Source organism: Allotamlana fucoidanivorans (assembly GCF_006265225.1).
In the GTDB taxonomy this organism is placed as follows: domain Bacteria; phylum Bacteroidota; class Bacteroidia; order Flavobacteriales; family Flavobacteriaceae; genus Allotamlana; species Allotamlana fucoidanivorans.
This window is the reverse complement of the sequence record NZ_VDCS01000007.1, coordinates 24,980-47,664: the sequence shown is the minus strand read 5'-3', so window position 1 is coordinate 47,664 and position 22,685 is coordinate 24,980. Positions and strand designations below refer to the sequence as shown.

Genomic DNA, 22,685 nt, shown 5'->3' with positions numbered 1-22,685 from the left:
ATTAAATTCTAGGAACAAATGGTCCTAATCTTTGATTGTAGGTTAATTGAAAGTATATAAAGTAGTTATAGAGCAAATAGTTAACCTCATAACCATAATCAATATCTGGTTGATAGTCAATTTGCATTTCATATAGATTAGAATTATATCTTCCAGGTTGTAATACACGCTGATTCCATTCTATAACAAATAACTGGTTTCTGTTTTCTAAAAAGCTTTGCGAGTAAAATCCTCTGGGCTTTGCTCTACTAGCTACCCAAAAATTAAAACCAGGTTCAATGATGATAATTTCATATTCAACAGCTTCATTAACAATTTTTACAGTATCGTTTTGCTTTAATGCTTCAAGTTGCTCTGGGGGTTTTGAGTTATGATGAGGTGTTTTACTAGTATGGCAGCCAAGAGCCACTAGAACAACAGATATTATGTAAATGATATTTTTCATAATTAGATGACATGATTTTTACCAAATGTATGATAGAACATCTTCTTAATAAAGTAAGAATGCGTCAATGGTAAGTGTCATTGAGTAAAATATACAAAATATCGATAGAAGCACTATGTGCTTTTTGATGGGTTTAACAAAAAAGTAAGCCCAACAACTATGTTGTTAAGCTTTTACTTTGTATTATTTTCCTCCAAAAAGACCTCCAAGCATGCCGCTTAGTCCACCTTTCTTTTTGTCGCTTCCAAGGACCATACCTGCCACGTCATCAATAACACTTCCGTCTCCGTCAGCATCAAGAATAGATTCTAAAAAACTTTGTTCTTGGCTGGCTGAGTTATTGCTCAATAAGCCGCCAATTAAGTTTTCTATGCCGCCAGACGAGTTTACATTCTGTTGTCTGGTTTGTTTGCCAAGTAATCCCATTAAAATAGGAGCGGCTATTTTTAATATTTGAGCCACAGTGTCTGCATCCATTCCTACTTTGGCGCCTAAGGTGTTTTCAACTCTGCTTTGTTTTTGTCCTAATACATGCCCCAATATTTTACTACCATCATCTATAACACTAGAGTCTACACCACCATTAAATAAGCCTCCCAAGTTATCTAGAATACTACCGTCATGTTTGTTGTTTAAAGCGTTCAATAAGCCTTCAGCACCTTGTTGGGAAGTGGCATTTTTCTTCATGGCAGTCATTAAAACAGGTAATGCCATGATTAATACGTCTTGTGTTTTGTTTTGTGGTTGATTGGTTTGATTTGAAACACCACTTATTATTGTTTTTCCCAAATCACTGTTTAATAAATCTAAGATTCCAGACATGATATTTAATTTAAAATTAAAAGTTTTGAATTATCAAGGTACAAAAAAAGAGTTCACATTTGCTAGTAGGACACTTATTTATATGTGAAGTCACATACCTTTTTGAAAAGAAAAAGCCTCTGGTTTATAATTCAGAGGCTTTTTTGACTTTTAAAATTCTTTTCTAAGAATTTATAATATGTTATTTATCCTAAAATATTAACGATTTGTTCAGCTAATTCAACTCCAATTCTATCTTGAGCTTCGTTAGTTGCAGCTCCAGTATGAGGGGTTAATGATAAAGCAGGGTTCATTAATAATTGAATTTCTGGTTTTGGTTCTTTTTCAAAAACGTCAAGGGCAGCTCTAGCTACTTTTCCGCTTTCAATAGCTTTTACAAGAGCCACTTCATTAACTACACCACCACGGGCAGCATTAGCTATGATTACGCCATCTTTCATTATGCTAAACTCGGCTTCATCAATAACATAGTCTTTTTGAGCAGGAACATGAAGTGTGATAAAATCGGCTTGTTTTAAAACCTCTTCTTTAGAAATTGTTTTAATATCAAAACTTACTTTTTGACCATCAAAGAATTCTAATTCTAGGTTGGCTTCTTCTAAAAACGGATCAAAAGCCACTACTTTCATGCCAGCACCTAAAGCCACTTTGGCAGTAGCTTGACCAATACGACCAAACCCTAAAACACCAAGTGTTTTGCCTTTTAGCTCAGTACCTTTTGCATAAGCTTTCTTTAAACCTTTAAAATTACTATCACCTTCAAGAGGCATTTCTCTGTTAGCATTGTGTAAAAAACGGGCTAAGCCATATAAGTGACCAAAAACCAACTCAGCTACAGAATGTGATGAAGCCGCAGGTGTATTTATCACGCTTAGTCCTTTTTCACGGGCATATTCAACATCAATATTATCCATACCAACACCGCCGCGACCAATAATTTTTAGTCCAGGACAGGCATCAATTAAGTCTTTACGTACTGTAGTAGCACTACGCACTAATAAAACCACTATATCATTTTCATTGATATAATTTATAAGTTGTTCTTGAGCTACTGTTGTAGTGATTACTTCATATCCTTCCTTTTCTAAGGCATCAATACCACTTTGTGAAATACCGTCGTTTGCTAATACTTTCATTGTTTTGTTTTTCATTTCCGCACAAGCGAAAATATTATTGAGATTAATTAAGCTTTACTTTCTAATTCGCTCATAACTTCTACTAACGCTTTTACGCTTTCTAAAGGTAAGGCGTTGTACATTGAAGCTCTGTATCCACCAACACTTCTATGACCGTTTACACCACTAATTCCTGCTTCAACCAACATGGTTTCAAATGTTTCTTTTAAATTGTCATTAGTAAGGTTGAATGTAGCATTCATCATTGAACGATCTTCTTTGGCAGCAAACCCTTTAAATAATGGATTTAAGTCAATTTCAGAATACATTAAACTAGCTTTCTTTTCGTTTTCTTTTTCTATTGCTGCTACGCCTCCTTTTGCTTTCAACCACTCTAAAGTAAGCATAGAAGTATACACAGCAAATACAGGAGGAGTGTTTAGCATACTGCCACTTTTAATGTGTAGTTTGTAATCCATAATAGAAGGAATATCTCTTGACACTTTTCCTAAAATATCTTCTTTTACTATCACTAAAGTCGTTCCTGCTGGTCCCATGTTTTTTTGAGCTCCGGCGTAGATTAAATCAAATTTACTATAATCAATGTTTCGTGAATAAATATCACTACTCATATCGCAAACCAAAGGAATGTCTACTTGAGGAATTTGTTTTAATTGTGTTCCAAAAATGGTGTTGTTTGAAGTACAGTGCAGGTAATCATAATCTGAAGGTACGTCAAATCCTTTTGGAATATAATTGAAGTTGGCATCAGCCGAAGAAGCCACTTCATAAATGTCATCTAATTTTTTAGCTTCTTTAATAGCTTTAGTACTCCATGCGCCAGTGTTTAGGTACCCTGCTCTTTTTTCTAAAAGATTCATGGCTACCATTAAGAATTGGGTGCTAGCGCCTCCTTGCAGAAACAAAGCTTTATAACCTTTTCCTTCCAGTCCTAAAAGCTCTAAAGCTAGGGCTCTGGCGTTTTCCATAACATCAACAAAATCTTTGCTTCTGTGAGATATTTCTATAATGGATAACCCTGAATTATTATAATCAACAATGGCTTGTGAAGCTTTCAATAAAACTTCTGGTGGTAAAATACTTGGTCCTGCGCTGAAGTTGTGTTTTTTCATTTTTTTTAATAAAAATTAGGATGCAAAGTTCCTAATTAATTCAAGAAATTATACTAAAAATTCCATAATTTTTTCGTCAAATTGCTAATAAAAATTCAACGGAATCTACATCATCCGCATAATCCCAAAGTTTGGGTTTTTGAGTGGCTCCAAAGGGTACTTCGTTTTCAGAAAATCCGTTAGCCACAATGCATTGAATTTGATCTTTTTTTGCTGAAATTTCTTCTTTTAACTGAGAAATATCATGGTATGTTTCATAAAAAAGTGTGGCAATGGGAGAGGCAAAACTTTTATCTTCCTTTATCATAAAAAAACCGTTTTCAAGCATATCAAATTCACTCATTAAATACACGGCTTTATTGTAATCGTAATTGTTAGCATATTTGGCGCTGTCCATAATTGGATGCCAATGATAAATAGCTTCAAAAAACGCCTGAAAATCATACCCATGTGGGACAAAAAGTTTTGAAACGTTTCTGCAACCCAAACCATAATATCTAAAAATATCTTCTGATAGGTTTTTTAAGTCGTTTTCAGTTTCATTTCCAGTTAAAATAGCAACCGAGTTTCTGTTGTTTCTTATTATAGCGGGTTTGTTTTTAAAATAATATTCAAAATAGCGCGCGGTGTTGTTACTGCCAGTGGCAATAACGGCATCAAAATGTTCTACTTTTTCTTCTGTAAAAACAATATGTCCTTTAAATTGTGGTTCAACATACTCTAAATATTTGGCTAAAAATGGGAGTAACTGCTTGTCATTTGAGGATTGTTTTACTAAGACACTATGTCCTGTAATGAGCACAGACAAAAAATCATGAAAGCCTACTAAAGGAATATTTCCAGCCATAATAATGGCCACCGTCCTTGGATTTAATTGATTTATGTTATAAGGCTTTAACCAAGTAGTTAGGTTTTTTAGGGTTAAGGCATCACTCCATGATTTTATAGAAAACCTTATATTTTCTGGGGTAAACCACCCATTATGTTCTTTTGCTAATTTAAGTTGATGCTTAAAGCCGTCAAAGAATATGTTGTTGTGTTCAATATTATGGTCTTTTTGTATATCTTCATTAGAAAATTGCCTTAAAAAATCTCCTAATTTTACAAAAGCATCAATTCTGTCTTGTAATTGCATTCTGAATTTGGTTATGAACGGTTTTGGCTTTATTTTTGCAACTGCAAATTTAGAAAGAAAAAAACGCTATGGCAATTATTATAACAGACGAATGTATAAATTGTGGTGCATGTGAACCCGAATGCCCAAATACGGCAATATATGAAGGGGCGGACGATTGGCGCTACAAAGATGGGACTAGTTTAGAAGGTACGGTAGTTTTAACAAACGGTACAGAGGTAGATGCCGATGAAGCTCAAGAACCTATTAGTGATGAGCTATACTATATTGTGCCAGATAAATGTACTGAGTGTAAAGGGTTTCATGATGAGCCACAATGTGCTGCTGTTTGTCCTGTAGACTGTTGTGTACCCGATGAAGATCATGTTGAAACAGAAGAGGAGTTACTAGCAAAACAACGTTTTATGCATCCTGATGAATAAAAAAGTTGTTGATTGATTATAAAATTGAAATCCTGAGTTAAAAACTCAGGATTTTTTTATTCCCTTATTGTTTATTTTTGAATTATGAAATCAAAAAAAGTTTTGTTGCTATTAAACGGAGAAGTTCCCCATGCTTTTCCTGCTGTAGATGGTTATGATTTGGTTTGTGCAACAGATGGTGCGTATTGGACATTGAAGAAGCATGATATAACGCCAGACTTTATTAATGGTGATTTAGACTCGCTAAAAGAAAGCCCTGAGAATATTGAAATTATTCATACCCCAGATCAAGACTATACCGATTTTGATAAGATTCTGGATATTTTGTTTAATAAGGGGTATAATTGTATTGATGTGTTTGGGGCAAGTGGTAAGGAACAAGATCACTTTTTAGGAAACTTGCATACGGCTGTTCATTGGAGAAATAAATTAGATCTTGTCTTTTTTGATAATCATGGGTATTATTTTTTGGCAACACCGTATACTAAAATAGAGATGAGCAAAGGGAAAACCATATCATTGGTGCCTATGCATGAAGCTAAAGGTGTTAAAACAACAGGATTGCAATATCCACTTAAAAACGAAACTTTAATTTTCGGTCAAAGAATAGGTACCAGAAATAAGGCGATAAGCAATTTAGTTGAAATTCATTTTAAAAAAGGAAATTTATTCATCTTTGTAAATGATTGAGTTCTTTATAAAAAAGCTTAATCTGTGGTTGAAAATGTTTTCATTTCAGTTGAAGGTTCTAAGGTTTCTTCTTTCTCCCATAGCGTTTTGTCAAATGTGCTTAAAACAGAAAAAGTTACAATGGAGTCTTGTTTTATAGAATTAAAATCATCTAAGGTCAATTCATTACTCGAAATGAATAATAGCTCTTCCTTATTTCGGGCATCACCTTCAAGTTTAAAAGAAAAGTTTACTTTCTTTTTGGCATGGGTGTTTTCTATGAATTTAACATCACGATTCACGTAAAAGTAACTTCCATTCGTACGTTTTAAATATTTGGGGTGATACATATTATTGCTGTCTTTTTTAAAAAGTAGAGTGCCTTCACTCATATTTTCATTAAATTTTATACCTAGTAGGAACTTTAAGTTTAATTTGTCACCATGTCTGTTTTTATAAAACGCATAGTCTAGTCTGGTGATGGCGTAGGTGTTTTGATTTACATAAATTTTGCCAGTGTACTTGGCTTTACTTTTTTTAGGCGTAAAATGAATAATGTAGGTAAGTTCATTATTGTCATAGGTCATGTTTTGGTATTTAAAATTGTAATACTCAAAATCTAATAGTTTAAATAAAAATGAATTATCATAATATTGGGCGCGCTTTAAAAATGATCGTAGCTTTTTGTTTAAGCTCGCTGTTTTATATTCGTTTTTGTTATGTTCGTCTTTAAAATCACCCTTGTTTAAGGCGAGTGAGTCTTCTATTTTGAAAAGTCCAGTTTTTAATTTATAGGTTTTAGTAGTGTCAAGGTATTCTAAAACTAAGTTTTGGGCTTTGTCTTGAACCTCTTCCATAGAAAAGTCGTTTTTGTGATCTAATAGCTTAGTCGCTTTTTCTACCTCGAGTTTTGAACTGTCTTTATCTAAAACATAAAGCTCACCTTTTAAGTCGGCAAATTCTTTGATGTCACTATTTTTTATTTTGTTTGATAGCGCATTTAAACTTTTGTTTGCGGCTTCTAGCTGATGTTTTTTAATATGTGACGCTTTTTCAATTTCAAATTCTAAACTTTTAAAATCAATGTAGTCTGTAGTTCTTCTGAAAATGGCATAGTGGTTTAATTCAGATTTGTAATTTATAGGTGTATGCGCTTTTACCTTAGCAATAATAGAGTCGGCGTTTGGTGGTTTGTTGCTTAGGTATACCGCATTGAGTTTATGTACGGCTTCTTCAAGTTTTATAATGTAATTAAAAGCGATTATGTCGTCAATGGAAATTGTTTTATTTAGGTATCCTAAGCATGAAATCGTGACCGATTTTATATTGTTGTTTTCCGAATAAATAGTGAAATACCCTTCTTCGTTAGAAATGACTCCCTTGTAAACTCCTGTTTTTATTGAGGCATATGGAATAGAGCGGCCGTTGTTTTTATCTATAAGCTGAGCTGTAATATGTTGCGAAAAACAACTAAAGTGCCATGTTATAGCGATAAGGAAAAAGTAAATCTTTTTCATAGAAGATGATTTATAATCAATCAACGATTAAAGCAACAAAATGTTACAAAAAATAATCAAGGAAATGCCTACATTTGCACTCGCAAAATATAGATTTTCGTTTTGGCGGGAATTAATAAATAAAATTTTAATGAAAGCAGGCATCGTCGGATTACCAAATGTAGGGAAATCAACACTATTTAATTGTTTATCAAACGCTAAAGCACAAAGTGCAAATTTTCCATTTTGTACCATAGAACCTAATATTGGTGTGGTAAATGTACCAGATCCTAGACTGGCCAAGTTAGAATCCTTAGTTAACCCAGAGCGTGTTTTGCCAGCGACGGTTGAAATTGTTGATATTGCGGGACTTGTAAAAGGGGCTAGCAAAGGAGAAGGTCTTGGTAACCAATTTTTGGCCAATATTAGAGAAACGGATGCTATTTTGCATGTTTTACGTTGTTTTGATAACGATAATATTGTACATGTTGAAGGAAATATCAATCCTATTAGAGATAAGGAAACCATTGATATGGAGCTTCAACTGAAAGATTTAGAAACGGCTGAAAAAAAACTAGACAAGGTTAAAAGAGCTGCAAAAACAGGAAACAAAGAAGCTCAAAAAGAACAAGAAGTTTTGCTAAAGATTAAAGAAGGACTTGAAGCTGGAAAATCGGTCAGAGCCTTAGAGTTTAGTGAAGATGATTATAATGATTTTGTAAAACCATCACAGTTTATAACAGATAAGCCTGTCATGTATGTTTGTAATGTTGATGAAGGATCGGCAGTTTCAGGAAATGCTTATGTTGAACAGGTAAAAGAAGCTGTAAAAGATGAAAATGCTGAAGTTTTGGTGTTGGCTGTTGGAACAGAAGCAGATATTAATGAGTTAGATGATTATGAAGAACGTCAAATGTTTCTTCAAGATATAGGTTTAGATGAGGCTGGTTCTGCTAAATTAATTAGGGGGGCTTATAAGCTTTTAAATCAACAAACGTATTTTACGGCAGGTGTAAAAGAGGTCAGAGCATGGACTGTTGGTATTGGAGCTACGGCACCTCAAGCGGCAGGTGTTATCCATACCGATTTTGAAAAAGGATTTATTCGAGCCGAAGTTATTGCATATGATGATTATGTGCAGTATGGTAGTGAATCTAAGGTAAAGGAAGCCGGAAAAATGCGTGTTGAAGGTAAAAATTATATAGTTAAAGATGGAGATGTGATGCATTTTCTTTTTAATGTATAACGGTCACTGTTTTAAATTTATAAAGCATCTCAAATGAGGTGCTTTTTTTGTGTCTGTGTGTTTCTTGATTCAGTTTTAGCGTGCTTGAACGTTGTAAATTATATTTGTGTTATACATTTAGAGATTTGAAGCATACTACCTTCGTAGCATGCAAACAAAGACAGGATTTTGGTATGGTGTTGTTCTCGGTGTTTTAGGTGTTGTGCTTTTTTCATCTAAAGCCGTCATGGTTAAACTCGCTTATAATTACGGAGCTGATGCCGTAAGTATATTGTTATTTAGAATGCTGTTTGCGTTTCCATTTTATGTGATTATTGCACTCTATTATAAAAACAAAAACACTGTAATTCGATTACAAAGGAGGGACTATTTTTGGTTGTTTGTGTTTGGTTTTATAGGGTATTACTTAGCAAGCTATTTTGATTTTATAGGGCTTACCTATATCAAAGCTAGTTTAGAGCGTATTATTTTATTTGTCTATCCAACCTTGGTGTTATTTTTTAATAAATTGATATTTAAACAACGCATTAGTAAAACACAGATCATGGCTATACTATTAACTTATTTTGGTGTTGTAATAGCGTTCTGGGAAGAAGTGGGAGAGGTGGGGATACAGGTTTTACTTGGCGGTGGTTTTATTTTGTTGAGCGCCATTACCTATGCTTCTTATTTGGTAGGAAGTGGTTGGTTAATACCTAAGTTTGGAGTGGTAAAATTTACAGCTTATGCAATGATGGTGTCCTGTGTTTGCGTTTTTGTTCATTATAGTTTGGTTAGCCAAACAGATTTTTTTTGTTTTTCGTGGCAAGTTTATGTTTTAGGATTGCTCATTGCGGTATTTGCTACGGTGATTCCTTCGTTTTTAATATCAGCTTCCATTAAAAGAATTAGTTCTTCAAATTTTGCAATTGTAGCTGGGATTGGCCCAATATCCACTATTGTTTTAGCGGTGATTTTTTTAGGAGAAGTGTTAACGTGGGTTCAATTAATTGGAGCACTGGTGGTTATTGTAGGTATATTAGTAGTGTCTTTAAAAAAAGGCTAGGAGATATTACGTATGTTCTCAACAAAAATCAAAAGTTATTGTTAATTACTTTGTTTAACGGGTATTTTATTTTTTAAATGGTTATGCTATATTAGCGTTCTATCTTAAAAACACACCCCATATTTAATGGCTGAACAATCCAATTACACCGAAGAAAATATTCGTTCATTAGACTGGAAAGAGCATATTAGAATGCGGCCAGGAATGTATATTGGAAAACTGGGAGATGGGTCGTCACCAGATGATGGTATTTACATTCTTCTCAAGGAAGTTTTAGATAACTCCATAGATGAATTTGTCATGGGTGCAGGAAAAACTATAGAGATATCCATTCAAGGAAGTAAAGTGACTGTGCGTGATTATGGTCGAGGTATTCCCTTAGGAAAGGTGGTTGATGTGGTTTCTAAAATGAATACAGGAGGAAAATATGACTCTAAAGCGTTTAAGAAATCTGTAGGGTTAAATGGCGTTGGTACAAAAGCAGTAAATGCCTTGTCTGCCTATTTTAGAGTGGAATCTACACGAGACAACAAAAGTGCTTCTGCCGAGTTTGAGAAAGGTAGTTTAACAAACCAAGAATTTTTAGAAGAAACCTCAAGGAGAAAGGGTACTAAAGTGTCTTTTGTGCCAGATGAGACCATTTTTAAGCATTACAAATTCCGAAGTGAGTATGTGGTTAAAATGCTTAAAAACTATGTGTACTTAAATCCAGGGTTAACCATTGTTTTTAATGGCGAAAAGTATTTTAGTGAAAACGGATTAAAGGATTTATTGGCAGAAAAAATAAATGAATCTGATTTATTATATCCCATTATTCACTTAAGAGGTGATGATATTGAAGTAGCGCTTACCCATAGTAAAACGCAGTATAGTGAAGAATACAACAGTTTTGTAAATGGGCAGAATACCACACAAGGAGGTACCCACTTAAATGCATTTAGAGAAGCTATTGTAAAAACAATCCGAGAATATTACGGTAAAGCTTATGATGCTTCCGATGTAAGAAAATCAATCGTTAGTGCCATTGCTATTAAAGTTATGGAACCTGTTTTTGAAAGTCAAACAAAAACAAAGTTAGGCTCAACAGATATGGGTGGTGATTACCCAACGGTACGCACTTATGTGAATGACTTTATAAAAACGTATCTCGATAATTATTTGCATAAAAATCCTGATACCGCTGATAAAATTCAAAGAAAAATTCTTCAAGCTGAACGTGAGCGGAAAGAACTTTCGGGTATTAGAAAACTGGCTAGAGATAGAGCCAAAAAAGCGAGTCTTCATAACAAAAAATTAAGAGATTGCAGGGTGCATTTTGGCGATACTAAAAATGAAAGAAACCTTGAATCAACCCTGTTTATTACTGAGGGTGATTCAGCATCAGGTAGTATTACCAAATCAAGAGATGTAAATACGCAGGCCGTATTTAGTTTAAAAGGAAAGCCGCTAAATTGCTATGGGTTAAGTAAAAAGATTGTTTATGAAAATGAAGAATTTAACTTACTTCAAGCCGCATTAAATATTGAAGAGTCTTTAGAAGATTTGCGCTATAATAATGTGGTGATAGCTACAGATGCCGATGTGGATGGTATGCATATCAGATTGTTATTAATAACCTTCTTTTTACAATTTTTTCCAGAGGTAATTAAAGAAGGGCATCTTTATATTTTGCAAACACCGTTGTTTCGAGTTAGAAACAAGAAGGAAACCATTTATTGTTATTCAGAAGAAGAACGTGTTAATGCTATTGAAAAACTAAAGCCAAAACCAGAAATAACACGATTTAAGGGATTGGGTGAAATTTCACCCGATGAGTTTAAACATTTTATAGGGGATGATATTCGGTTAGACCCTGTTATGCTAGATGATAATATGTCTATTGACGATTTGTTGGCCTTTTATATGGGAAAAAACACACCAACAAGGCAAGAGTTTATTATTGATAATTTAAAGGTTGAAATGGATGTTGTTGAGTGATAAAGGTGATGTGAATTTCATGCCTGTCAATGGTGAAAATTTAGTTAATTTTAATGGATAAATCTGGTATAAACCTTAAATTTGTATAGAGAATAATTTATATAAATTCCCATAAATAGGGACTAAACTAAATACTATGTTATACAATAAAAGCGGAGAGTTTAAGGTTAGACGTTCTTATCAGCATTTTTATATTCATACCAGCAGTGAGCAGGTACACAGGCTGCAAACAAAAGGAAAAGTAATGCTAAACGGAAAACCTAAAAAACTGAGCTAATTAATGATTGAAAACGACGACGAATTACTTAATGAAAAAAGTGAACCTAAAGAAACCATTACCCGAGTTACGGGTATGTATAAAGATTGGTTTTTAGACTATGCGTCGTACGTTATTTTAGAACGCGCTGTACCAGCTATTGAAGATGGTTTTAAGCCCGTTCAACGCCGTATTATGCATTCCATGAAAGATCTTGATGATGGAAGGTATAATAAAGTGGCCAATATTGTGGGGCATACCATGCAATATCATCCGCATGGTGATGCCAGTATTGCAGATGCCATGGTGCAAATAGGGCAAAAAGACCTTTTAATTGATACGCAAGGTAACTGGGGAAATATTTTAACGGGAGATAGTGCAGCGGCCTCTAGGTATATTGAAGCCCGATTATCAAAATTTGCTTTAGATGTAGTTTACAACCCAAAAATTACCGAGTGGCAAGCCAGTTATGATGGCAGACGAAAAGAACCCATAAACCTACCAGTTATGTTTCCTTTACTTCTTGCTCAAGGAGGTGAAGGTATAGCTGTTGGCTTGTCTACAAAAATATTACCACATAATTTTATTGAACTTATTGATGCCTCTGTAAAGCATCTTCAAGGTAAGCGTTTTACCATTTACCCTGATTTTCCAACTGCCGGGATTGCAGACTTTTCAAACTATAATGATGGGATGCGCGGGGGAAAAGTTCGTGTAAGAGCTAAGATTTCTCAACGCGATAAAAATACCCTCGTTATTACAGAATTGCCTTTTGGAACCACAACATCGTCACTTATTGATTCTATTTTAAAAGCCAATGACAAAGGCAAAATAAAGATTAAGAAAATAGAAGATAATACAGCAGCCGAAGTTGAGATTTTGATACATCTGCCATCTGGACTTTCACCAGACAAAACTATTGATGCCTTATACGCCTTTACAAGTTGTGAGTCTTCCATTTCGCCCTTAGGCTGTGTTATTGAAGATAATAAGCCTTTGTTTATTGGGGTATCAGAGATGTTGCGTCGTTCCACCGATAATACCGTTCAACTTTTAAAGCAAGAACTAGAAATAAAATTAGGTGAATTTGAAGAGCAGTGGCATTTTGCTTCATTAGAACGCATTTTTATTGAGAATAGAATTTATCGTGATATAGAGGAAGAAGAAACTTGGGAAGGTGTTATTTCAGCTATTGACAAAGGTTTGCAACCTCATATTACACATTTAAAACGCGCGGTAACGGAAGACGATATAGTTAGACTGACCGAAATTAGAATTAAACGTATTTCAAAGTTTGATATAGACAAAGCGCAGCAAAAAATTGAAGCCTTAGAAGAAGAGATTGCTAAAGTAAAACACCATTTAGCGCACTTGATTGAGTATGCTATTGATTATTTTAAAAGACTTAAAAAAGATTACGGAGAAGGAAGAGAGCGTAAAACAGAAATAAGAACTTTTGATGATGTAGATGCTACCAAAGTAGTGATAAGAAATACCAAGCTTTATGTTAATCGGGTAGAAGGTTTTATAGGAACCTCATTAAGACGTGACGAGTATGTTTGTGACTGCAGTGATATTGATGATATTATTGTGTTTACTAAGGAAGGAAAAATGATGGTGACAAAAGTAGATACAAAAACCTTTGTAGGTAAAGATATTATACATGTAGACGTTTTTAAGAAGAAAGACAAGCGTACTATTTATAATATGATTTATCGCGATGGCAAAAAAGGACCTTCATATATAAAGCGTTTTGCGGTAACTAGTATAACGCGAGACAGAGACTATGATTTAACCAATGGTAACAAAGGGTCTGTTTGTCTATATTTTTCGGCAAATCCTAATGGAGAGGCTGAGGTGGTAGCAATAAATTTAAGACAAGCAGGTAGTATTAAAAAATTAAAATGGGATATTGATTTTGCCGATATTCTTATAAAGGGAAGAGCTTCAAAAGGAAATTTGGTTACTAAATATCCTGTAAAACGTGTTGAGCTAAAAGAGAAAGGTGTTTCCACCTTAAAACCAAGAAAAATATGGTTTGATGATACAGTACAACGTATTAATGTAGATGGACGGGGTGAATTAATAGGTGAGTTTAGAGGTGAAGATAAATTGCTTATCATTAATCAGTCAGGTGTTTTAAAAACGGTTACTCCCGAAGTGACTATGCATTTTGATGATGATATGATTGTGATGGAAAAATGGCGTCCTAAAAAACCAATCTCAGCCGTTTATTATAATGGAGAAAGAGAGCTGTATTATGTAAAACGTTTTTTGGTTGAAAATGAAGGTAGAGAAGAATCTTTCATATCCGATCATCCAAATTCACAATTAGAAATAGTATCCACAGATTGGAAACCAGTTGCCGAAGTGGTCTTTGCAAAAGAGCGCGGAAAAGAACGTAAAGATAACCTCATTGTAAATCTTGAAGAGTTTATCTCCATTAAAGGAATAACAGCTATTGGTAATCAGTTAACTAAAGAGAAAGTCAATCAAATAAATTTATTAGACCCTTTGCCTTATGAGGCGCCCGATGAGGTGCATGCAGATGATATAGAAGTTGTTGGTGAAAAAGAAGTTACCGATAAATCTGAAGGAGCTAGTGGCGAGCCAGATATTGATGATGAGGGACAAACCACACTTTTTTAACGTTCTATAAAGCACAACCTAAACAAAACTAAAAACCATTGATAATTATTATAGATCAATGGTTTTAGTATTTATACCTATTTTTTCTAGGTTTTTTTCAATTGTTTCTGAATTTTTTTGATAGCAGACTGAATAGATTTATCGGGTTCTATGACATTGTAAGCGCCCCAAAATCGTGGGTCAGAAAAACCAGAAGCCATTTCGGTTAAAATGGTTGAAGGTCTTAATAATTGGCTTTTTACATCGGCTAATTTCGTTTTCTGAACTTCCCAATCTGTAATGGCCATTTCACTATTTAATGTATAGGTGTTATTAAATAACTTTCCTTTCCAGTTTACTTTGAATGTCAGTGATATGTTGCTGTAAGCATAGTGCCATCTTCCATCTTTTGTACGATAATTTACTCTGTAGGTAGCTTCTGTTGGGTAAACATCTACTTTTCTAGGTTTTTTTCTAACATACATTTGACTTGACAATGCTCTATTTGAAACATTAAGGCTATACACAGCATTAGTTAACGCTTTCGTTTCAGCATCAATATATAGCTTACCATAATATAGAGGTGTATCTATGTCTTTACGTTGTTTAAAGTCAATAACATAAATGAGTTTATCATTTATCATGGTAGAACTGTCAAAACCAAAGACGTAATCTTCAATATTTTCTTCGTTAAAAATATATTCAGGGTATTTTATGATATCAGTATACACATTACTGAAAGGGCCGCCTTGCAGTTTTAAAGCAATGGTGTCCAATTTAGAATAATCTGTATTTTTTCTTGCCTTTACCAGTTCAATACGGTCACTTCTATAGTTATTATATGGTTGTTTGTGAATTTTAACAACAGCTTCAGACAACGAGGCATTTTTTCGACGTTTTTTTATAGTTTCTCTGTAAAAGGCGGTCATTAATGTGTTTTGGTTATTATATAAGTTGCTTTTTTTTCCAAGTGTTTCTAGTACTAAATCTTTAGCATTCTTTGAAGTAGCAGTTATACTAATGGCATCTAGTTCTGTCAAGGCAGGAATTAAGGTAATTTTTGCTAATTTTTCTACATCAGAAATTTTTACATCTTTCTGTTCATAGCCTAAGTGGGTGATATGAATATCACCTTTTAGTAAATCAATGGGAATTTTTAATAAAAATTCACCTTCACTATTAGTTACTGTGCTTATATTGGAATGTTCAATCACCACATCTGTGAATACTAGAGGTTTTTTAGTAGCTTCATCCACAATTTTACCCGTGATTTCTTTAAAGGGTTCTGAAGTTTGTTCTTGAGCTTTTGCAGTGTTAATGAAAAACCCAATGAGCAAACACCAGATTATAGATATTAACGTTTTCATAATAAAAGTTTTAGGTTTTTTTCTACCTATTAATTTACGAAAAAATAAAGTAACTATCTATAATCCAGTATGTTTTTAACATTTTGTTTAAATGGTTAAGCGATTTTTTTAAAAGTGTATTAATAAGTGAGTGATAACGTCTTTCATCAAAAAATAGTAAATAACTATCTATAATGGTGGTTGACAAGTAAATATATTGAGTTTTAAGTTTTAAATGAAGATATAGTTAAGATTAAACTGTAAATATAAGAAGCATATAATCAGGTATTTAACCTGTAATTTAATTTGATAACGTTGCGTTAACGAAATCTTCATTCAATCCCAAAGTTCTGTTAACATGCCACATATGTTTTGAAGGTAATTTTATACTGTAAATTAATTAATCACTTTTATCTTCAAAAAAATGAAAAAAACAATTCTATTATCTTTCGCTGCCCTTGGATTGCTTTCAGGCTGCCATAACGAAACTCTAGAAAATTCTGAAGCACCGTTAGATATGGCTTTAAAAAGCAAATTTAAAAATGATATTGAGTTTAAAAACCAATCTGTAACACCTAGCTTTTTAGATGTAAAATCAGGATTCAATACTATTTCTGTTACTACCTTATTATCGTCAGAAGACGTTTTACAACAATCTGCTGATTTCGTTTACGGAAGTATGGCTGATGGTGCCGGACTAATAAAAGAAAATAACGGTAAATACACCTTAATAAATAATATTGAAGCCGATTATTCTATTGCCAGAATAACCTTCGATAAAACGTTTAAACCAGTACATGGTGAGTACATTTTAAATGCCGAAGCTACAGCTAACACAGCGCAATGTTCGGGTTCACTTATTACTCCAGAAGAACATGGTTTTGGTCCTTTATACCTTTCTGGTGGAGAATGGGGAGGGGCTTCAAAAGGTGTATTCTTAACAGATCCATACAAAAAATCTAAAGATGCTGGTTCCTCTGAAATGTTATCAGCTTTCGGACAATGGTCTACTGAAAATGCTGTAGTTATTGGTAAAGACGCATACCCAGGAAAAACCGTAGCTTTTATTGGTGATGACCACTCTAATAATGAAATACCTTCAGGACAATTAGGTATGTATGTTGGTAATCATGGTGATTTATATGGCGGACAATTATATGGTTTAAAAGTTAATGGAATGGCTAACGATGTTGAAGTTGCTATGGAAGAAGGTGTGTCTTACCCTGTAGAATTTGTTGAGCTTACAGAAACCAATATTGATTTATTAGATGCTGAGTGTAAAGCAAAAGGTGTTATGGGATTCTCTAGATTAGAGGATATTGACTGGAGGCGTGGTTCTGCCGAAAACAACAGAGAAATTTACTTTTGTGTAACAGGTCGTAAAAAAGACGGATTAGTAGGTAAGGGTAGTATATATGGTCGTGTATATAAAGTTGTACTTAATGAAAAAGATCCTACAGCTGCTGGAACGATTACCTGTGTTTTAGATGGAGATTTAGATGAAGGAAAAGCTAAAATGTTCCACAGTCCTGATAACATCTTAGTTACTGAAAACTATGCTTACATTCAAGAAGATCCTAACGGATATTTTGATGGTCCATACAAACAACACTATGCGCTATTATACCAATACAACCTAAACACTGGGGAGTTAAAAACAGTATTAGAATGTGACCAAACAGCGGCCGAAACAGCTGGTTATGGCCCTGCTACAAGAACTTGGGAAATTACGGGTATGATTGATGTTTCCGATGTTGTAAACAACGAAGGTACTTTCTTATTAATTACTCAAAATCACGGGTGGGTTCCTGCTGATGGTTCTTCATTTACAGATCCTAAAGCTATTGAAACACCAGATTCTAATGAAGGAAGTGTTCTTTATTTAATTCATGGTTTAGACAGATAATCTATGAATAACATCATATTATTAAAAAAGGCACACGTATTTAGCGTGTGTCTTTTTGCCGTTATAATCTGTTCCTGTAAAAAGCCAGCAGCTAACGTGCCTGTTCAGGAACCCATCGAAACATTAAGCCTAACCTATCAGCAAGATATAGATAGCTGTGTGGCGTACTTAGAGAAGTTAAAAGAAATCAAAACAACTAACCTTAGTATTGAAAACTATATACAAGCAAGAAACTATTTTAAAAAAACAGAAGCGGTATTGGCTTTTGCTGATGCCGAAAATTATAAAACGCTTAATCAGCCCAATCTTTTAAAAGTTGAAGAAGAAGATGCGACCGATATAAAAATTATAAAACCGTTCGGGTTTCAGGTTATTGAAGAACTGATTCATGAAGATAGCTTAGATTTAAACTATCTAAACCAAATTATAAAAAAAACGCAAAACCGATTAGTGCTTATAAAAAACAACGCGCGGTTACAGTTTAAAGACTACCATGTACTATGGCTTATACGCGACGAGATAAACCGTATAGCTCTTACTGGTGTAACAGGTTTTGACTCTCCAGTATTGGAGCGTTCTTTGGATGAAGCCATTATTAATTATGAAAGCATACAAAACATTTTAAATATATATGCATCCTATTTTCAATCGGAAGCTCTGCTTAACATGTGGCAAAAGGAAATTGAAAGTAGTATAAATATGCTTAAAACCGATTTTGGAACGTTCGATAGATTTGACTTTATTAAAAACCATACGCATAAACAATTAGAGCTAATTCTTGAAACGAAGACAGACTGGAATGTAGAATTTCCATACGCTTTAGCATTCAATAACAATTTAAAGTCCTTGTTTTCTAAAAATACCTTTAACTTGAGTTATTTTTCATCGGAACAATTCGATTCCTTAGCTCCTAACAAAATCAATTTAGGTGAAAAGCTGTTTTATGAAAAAGCATTGTCAAAAGATAATTCCATAAGTTGTGCTTCTTGTCACCTACCAGAAAAACACTTTACCGATGGTAAAAAAATATCCGATAAGGTTACCAGAAACAGCCCAACCTTATTATATGCTGCTTTACAAAAAGGGTTTTTCTATGATAAACGTGCTGGAAGTCTAGAAGGGCAAATAGTTGCTGTAGTAAATAATGAAAAAGAGTTTCACTCCGATTTAAAACATTTGGAAGCCGTAATAAAAAGCAATCCAGACTATACAAAAGATTTTGATAGCACTTATGTTAATGGCCCTACGCAGGAGAATATTAGAAATGCCATAGCAACTTATATCAGGAGTCTTGTCCCATTTAATTCAAAATTCGACAATAATATTAATGGTCTAGAAAACAATTTAACCACTTCAGAAAAACGTGGTTTCAATCTGTTCATGGGAAAAGCTAAATGTGCTACTTGCCATTTTCCTCCAACCTTTAACGGTACTGTGCCTATTTTATATAAAGAAAGTGAAATGGAACTTATTGGAGTACCCAAAACCACCGATACCATTAATGCTGTTATTGATGATGATTTAGGTCGCTACTACGTGTTTAACACCAAACAGAAAAAACATTTTTTTAAAACACCAACGGTTAGAAATGCTAATAAAACGGCTCCTTATATGCATAATGGCGTATATGACACTCTTGAGGAGGTTATTGATTTTTACAATCGTGGTGGTGGCATTGGAATGGGGATGGAATTAGAAAACCAAACCTTGCCTGCTGATGCCTTAAATTTGACAAAGCAAGATACAAACGACTTAATGGCCTTCATAAAAACCTTAGATGACCATGTATAAACTGTTATTATAATTTTTGCTAAAAAAAAGGTTCTTATCAAATAACCTTGAGTTTTAGTTTGTTCAAAAACCCAATTACCTTGCAGAAGTAATTAGTTTTTCTGTAAAAATTCTTAACGTATTTTTTAGATTTTAACAAAATCAATAAATGTATATTTACATGATTTTATATTGAAATATGCAGAAAGACTACCTTACATTTCAAGAAACAGGTTATTTTTCGTCTTTAATTTGTGATTACGTAAACCAAAAATCAGAATTAGATACGTTTTATAATCGGTTTCCTAGTTTAGAAAATTTTGAGAAACAAATAGAAGAAAAGACCACTACTTTTAGTCAAGATAGTAGAACCGTTTTATCCTCAGTTTTAAAACGGCAATATAAAAATGTAGAAATGTCTAGTTTAACACTTCAAAATATTGAAGTTTTACAAGCACAAAATACCTTTACCATCACAACAGGGCATCAACTTAATTTGTTTACTGGACCTCTATATTTTCTCTATAAAATTATTTCGGTTATAAATCTTTCAAGGCGGTTGAAAGTAGCCTATCCAAAACATAATTTTGTTCCAGTGTACTGGATGGCTACTGAAGATCATGATTTTGAAGAAATTAATTATTTTAATTTTAATGGTAAAAAAATTAGATGGCATAAAGATGCAAGTGGCGCCGTTGGAGCACTTTATACTGATGGTTTAGATGATGTTTTTCAAGTGTTTTCTGAAGAATTAGGAGGCGGTAAAAATGCTGAAACCTTAAAACGACTTTTTCAGTCCGCTTATTTAAATCATGATAACCTTTCAGAAGCTACCAGATTCTTGGCGAATCAACTTTTTGCAGATTATGGGTTGGTTATTATTAACGCTAATGATGCAGACCTTAAGAAACAGTTTATACCCTTTATTGAAGATGAGTTGTTAAACCAAACATCATCTAAAAAAGTAACCGAGACTAATAAAGGTTTGGAAGCCTTATCAAATGATTATAAAATTCAGGTGAACCCTAGAGCGATAAATTTGTTCTATTTAGGTAAAAATGTACGGGAACGTATTGTTTTTGAAAATGACCGATACCAAGTTTTAAATACCAATGTGAGTTGGAGTAGAGAATCACTCCTAAAGGAAGTCCATGATTATCCAGAAAGGTTTTCGCCAAATGTGATTATGCGTCCCTTATATCAAGAAGTAATTTTACCAAATATTTGTTATATAGGAGGTGGGGGTGAAATCGCTTATTGGTTTCAGTTAAAGGCTTATTTTAATGAAGTAAAAGTGCCTTTTCCAATTTTGCTGTTAAGAAATTCGGTGTTAATAAAAACAACAAAACAACATGATAAACTAACCAATCTTGGAATATCAACGGCAGAGATATTCTTAAAAAAGCACTCACTTATTAATAAGAAAGTTAGGGATATTTCAAACATTGATATCGATTTTTCAAAACAAAAAACATATTTGAAGCAACAGTTTGAAGACCTTTACACCGTAGCTCAAGATACAGATAGATCATTTTTAGGTGCTGTTCAAGCACAAGAAATAAAGCAGCTTAAAGGTTTAGATAATCTAGAAAAACGCTTGTTAAAAGCTCAAAAACGTAAATTGTCGGATGAGGTAAAGCGAATAACTGTTATTCAAAATGAATTATTTCCAAACCAAAGTTTGCAGGAGCGCAATACGAATTTTTCTCAATTTTATTTAGAGTATGGTGAAGAACTTATTCCTTGTCTTATTGAAAGTTTAGACCCTTTAAAATTACAGTTTTTAGTGTTGACTATGCCTGATTGACCATTGCTTTTAGTTTAAAATGATGTTAAATTATAAGTGTTCTCTGCTTATAATTTTACCTTTGAGCACTTCTTAAAACTAATAAAATGCACAAGATAGATTTCGATTTAGTTGAAATGACTATGGACACCATGAAGTATGCTATTGATAGGGTGTCTTCAACGACAACTAAAATTGGTAAACCCAAAAAAGCAGAAGAATTAAAGGCTTTAGTTGGTGAAACTATTACTGAAAAAGGTATTGGAGGTGAATATGCATTTGAGTTATGGCGAAAACATTTAGCTAAAGCAAATGTACCTGTTGATCACCCTAGAAACTTGGCTTTTGTGCCAGCGTCACCAACGCGAGCTGCTATTATGTTTGATTTGGTTACGGCTGCATCAAGTATTCACGGCGCGTATTGGATGGAAGGTGCTGGAGGTATTTTTTGCGAAAATGAAGCGATGCGATGGATGGTTTCGTTAACAGGATTACCAGAAGGTGCTTTTGGCGTTTTTACAAGTGGAGGAACCGCAGCCAACCTGTCAGCTATTGTAACTGCAAGGGAATATTGGCGCGGATTAGATAGAAGTCATACCTTAGAAAAAGGTCTTATAATAACCTCCATAGGGGCACATTCTTCAGTAAAGGCTATGGCTAAGGTTGCAGATATTGATGTTGTGTTAATTGATACGGAAGATAGGTTAGAACAACAGGCACTTCAAGAAACCATAAACTCCTTACCAGTACATAAAAGGCATCGCTTATTTGCTGTAGTGGCTACAGGAGGAACAACTAATGCAGGAATTGTAGATGACCTTGAAGGTATAGCTGAAATTTGTGAACGTGAAAAGTTATGGTTTCATGTTGATGCTGCTTATGGCGGAGGTGCATTAATGGCAGATTCTGTAAAGCATCTGTTTAAGGGTATCGATAAAGCCGATAGCATTACGATTGATCCGCATAAATGGATGTTTTCGCCCTATGATTGTGGTGCTATTATTTATAAACAACCAGAACTAGCTAAAGATGCACATGCGCAGGAAGGCTCCTATTTAGATATCTTTAAAGATGAGGGGGCACACGGATTTAATCCATCTGATTATCAAATACAGCTTACAAGACGAGTTAGAGGGTTACCTTTGTGGTTCTCTTTGGCTACACATGGAACCGATCAATACAAAGAAGCCGTTGAAAGAGGTATTGAATTAGCACAGATTGCGGGTAAAATGATAGAGGAATTACCACATGTAGAGTTAGTAAGAGCTCCAAGTCTGTCTTGTGTATTGTACCGAAGAATAGGATGGCAACCTGAAGATTATACACACTGGACTTATGAAAACCATGATAAAGGTTTTGCTTTGGTAACACCAACCAAATGGAAAACAGGAGAGACCTACGAAACCGTTTCGCGTTTTTGTTTTATTAATCCTGATACTACAGAACATGATATTGAAATGATTCTTGAAACCATGGTTTAAAAATTAA

18 protein-coding genes are annotated in these 22,685 nt (G+C 34.0%); 11 read left to right on the top strand and 7 right to left on the bottom strand.

The features are described from left to right. Nucleotide 1: 1 nt before the first annotated feature. From FGF67_RS07895 to FGF67_RS07875, 5 genes are all read right to left on the bottom strand, one after another. On the bottom strand, nt 2-445 hold the full coding sequence (locus tag FGF67_RS07895; RefSeq protein ID WP_199240669.1) for a DUF6146 family protein: 444 nt from the start codon (nt 443-445) through the stop codon (nt 2-4). A 183-nt stretch (nt 446-628) separates the two neighbouring features. After that, nucleotides 629-1,267 carry a DUF937 domain-containing protein gene (locus FGF67_RS07890; RefSeq protein WP_139696490.1) on the bottom strand — a complete coding sequence of 213 codons (639 nt, stop codon included), beginning with the start codon at nt 1,265-1,267 and terminating at the stop codon, nt 629-631. Nucleotides 1,268-1,452: 185 nt separating this feature from the next. Beyond that, nucleotides 1,453-2,403 (bottom strand): D-2-hydroxyacid dehydrogenase, encoded by a 951-nt coding sequence (locus FGF67_RS07885; RefSeq protein WP_139696488.1) that lies wholly within the window; start codon nt 2,401-2,403, stop codon nt 1,453-1,455. A 47-nt stretch (nt 2,404-2,450) separates the two neighbouring features. Next, the gene (gene serC, locus FGF67_RS07880; protein ID WP_139696486.1) at nt 2,451-3,515 is read right to left on the bottom strand and encodes a 3-phosphoserine/phosphohydroxythreonine transaminase; all 1,065 of its coding nucleotides are present in this window, start codon (nt 3,513-3,515) and stop codon (nt 2,451-2,453) included. A gap of 76 nt (nt 3,516-3,591) precedes the next feature. Then, complete coding sequence (locus tag FGF67_RS07875; protein ID WP_139696484.1) at nt 3,592-4,650, bottom strand: acyl-CoA reductase; 1,059 nt, start codon at nt 4,648-4,650, stop codon at nt 3,592-3,594. Nucleotides 4,651-4,718: 68 nt separating this feature from the next. On the opposite strand from FGF67_RS07875, the gene FGF67_RS07870 reads away from it, so the two are divergent. Then, nucleotides 4,719-5,072: a 4Fe-4S dicluster domain-containing protein gene (locus tag FGF67_RS07870; protein ID WP_139696482.1), complete on the top strand. Its 354-nt coding sequence runs from the start codon at nt 4,719-4,721 to the stop codon at nt 5,070-5,072. Between the two features lie 84 nt (nt 5,073-5,156). Further along, a complete protein-coding gene (locus tag FGF67_RS07865; RefSeq protein WP_139696480.1) occupies nt 5,157-5,762 on the top strand; it encodes a thiamine diphosphokinase in 606 nt (201 codons plus the stop codon). Nucleotides 5,763-5,779: 17 nt separating this feature from the next. Here FGF67_RS07865 and FGF67_RS07860 read toward each other — a convergent pair whose 3' ends face one another. After that, entirely contained in the window at nt 5,780-7,258 is a 1,479-nt protein-coding gene (locus FGF67_RS07860; RefSeq protein ID WP_139696478.1) for a carboxypeptidase-like regulatory domain-containing protein, read from the bottom strand. Nucleotides 7,259-7,388: 130 nt separating this feature from the next. Here FGF67_RS07860 and ychF point away from each other — a divergent pair, with 130 nt between their 5' ends. The 5 genes from ychF (at nt 7,389) to FGF67_RS07840 (ending at nt 14,410) form a co-directional block, all read left to right on the top strand. Next, on the top strand, nt 7,389-8,483 hold the full coding sequence (ychF, locus tag FGF67_RS07855) for a redox-regulated ATPase YchF (RefSeq protein ID WP_139696476.1): 1,095 nt from the start codon (nt 7,389-7,391) through the stop codon (nt 8,481-8,483). A 148-nt stretch (nt 8,484-8,631) separates the two neighbouring features. Further along, nucleotides 8,632-9,528, top strand: a complete 897-nt coding sequence (locus FGF67_RS07850; RefSeq protein ID WP_139696474.1) for a DMT family transporter — start codon at nt 8,632-8,634, stop codon at nt 9,526-9,528. A 126-nt stretch (nt 9,529-9,654) separates the two neighbouring features. Then, nucleotides 9,655-11,505, top strand: a complete 1,851-nt coding sequence (locus FGF67_RS07845) for a DNA topoisomerase IV subunit B (protein ID WP_139696472.1) — start codon at nt 9,655-9,657, stop codon at nt 11,503-11,505. 136 nt (nt 11,506-11,641) lie between these two features. Then, entirely contained in the window at nt 11,642-11,782 is a 141-nt protein-coding gene (locus FGF67_RS17245) for a hypothetical protein (RefSeq protein ID WP_158293200.1), read from the top strand. Between the two features lie 3 nt (nt 11,783-11,785). Further along, nucleotides 11,786-14,410 carry a DNA gyrase/topoisomerase IV subunit A gene (locus FGF67_RS07840; RefSeq protein ID WP_139696470.1) on the top strand — a complete coding sequence of 875 codons (2,625 nt, stop codon included), beginning with the start codon at nt 11,786-11,788 and terminating at the stop codon, nt 14,408-14,410. Nucleotides 14,411-14,496: 86 nt separating this feature from the next. Here FGF67_RS07840 and FGF67_RS07835 read toward each other — a convergent pair whose 3' ends face one another. Continuing rightward, on the bottom strand, nt 14,497-15,756 hold the full coding sequence (locus FGF67_RS07835; protein ID WP_139696468.1) for a carboxypeptidase-like regulatory domain-containing protein: 1,260 nt from the start codon (nt 15,754-15,756) through the stop codon (nt 14,497-14,499). Nucleotides 15,757-16,159: 403 nt separating this feature from the next. On the opposite strand from FGF67_RS07835, the gene FGF67_RS07830 reads away from it, so the two are divergent. The 4 genes from FGF67_RS07830 (at nt 16,160) to FGF67_RS07815 (ending at nt 22,678) form a co-directional block, all read left to right on the top strand. Continuing rightward, complete coding sequence (locus tag FGF67_RS07830; protein ID WP_139696466.1) at nt 16,160-17,641, top strand: PhoX family protein; 1,482 nt, start codon at nt 16,160-16,162, stop codon at nt 17,639-17,641. Between the two features lie 3 nt (nt 17,642-17,644). Continuing rightward, nucleotides 17,645-19,432, top strand: coding sequence for a cytochrome-c peroxidase (locus tag FGF67_RS07825; protein ID WP_139696464.1), 1,788 nt, complete (start codon nt 17,645-17,647; stop codon nt 19,430-19,432). A 178-nt stretch (nt 19,433-19,610) separates the two neighbouring features. Then, on the top strand, nt 19,611-21,218 hold the full coding sequence (bshC, locus tag FGF67_RS07820) for a bacillithiol biosynthesis cysteine-adding enzyme BshC (RefSeq protein ID WP_139696462.1): 1,608 nt from the start codon (nt 19,611-19,613) through the stop codon (nt 21,216-21,218). Between the two features lie 86 nt (nt 21,219-21,304). Next, complete coding sequence (locus tag FGF67_RS07815) at nt 21,305-22,678, top strand: pyridoxal phosphate-dependent decarboxylase family protein (RefSeq protein WP_139696460.1); 1,374 nt, start codon at nt 21,305-21,307, stop codon at nt 22,676-22,678. The last annotated feature ends 7 nt before the right edge of the window (nt 22,679-22,685 follow it).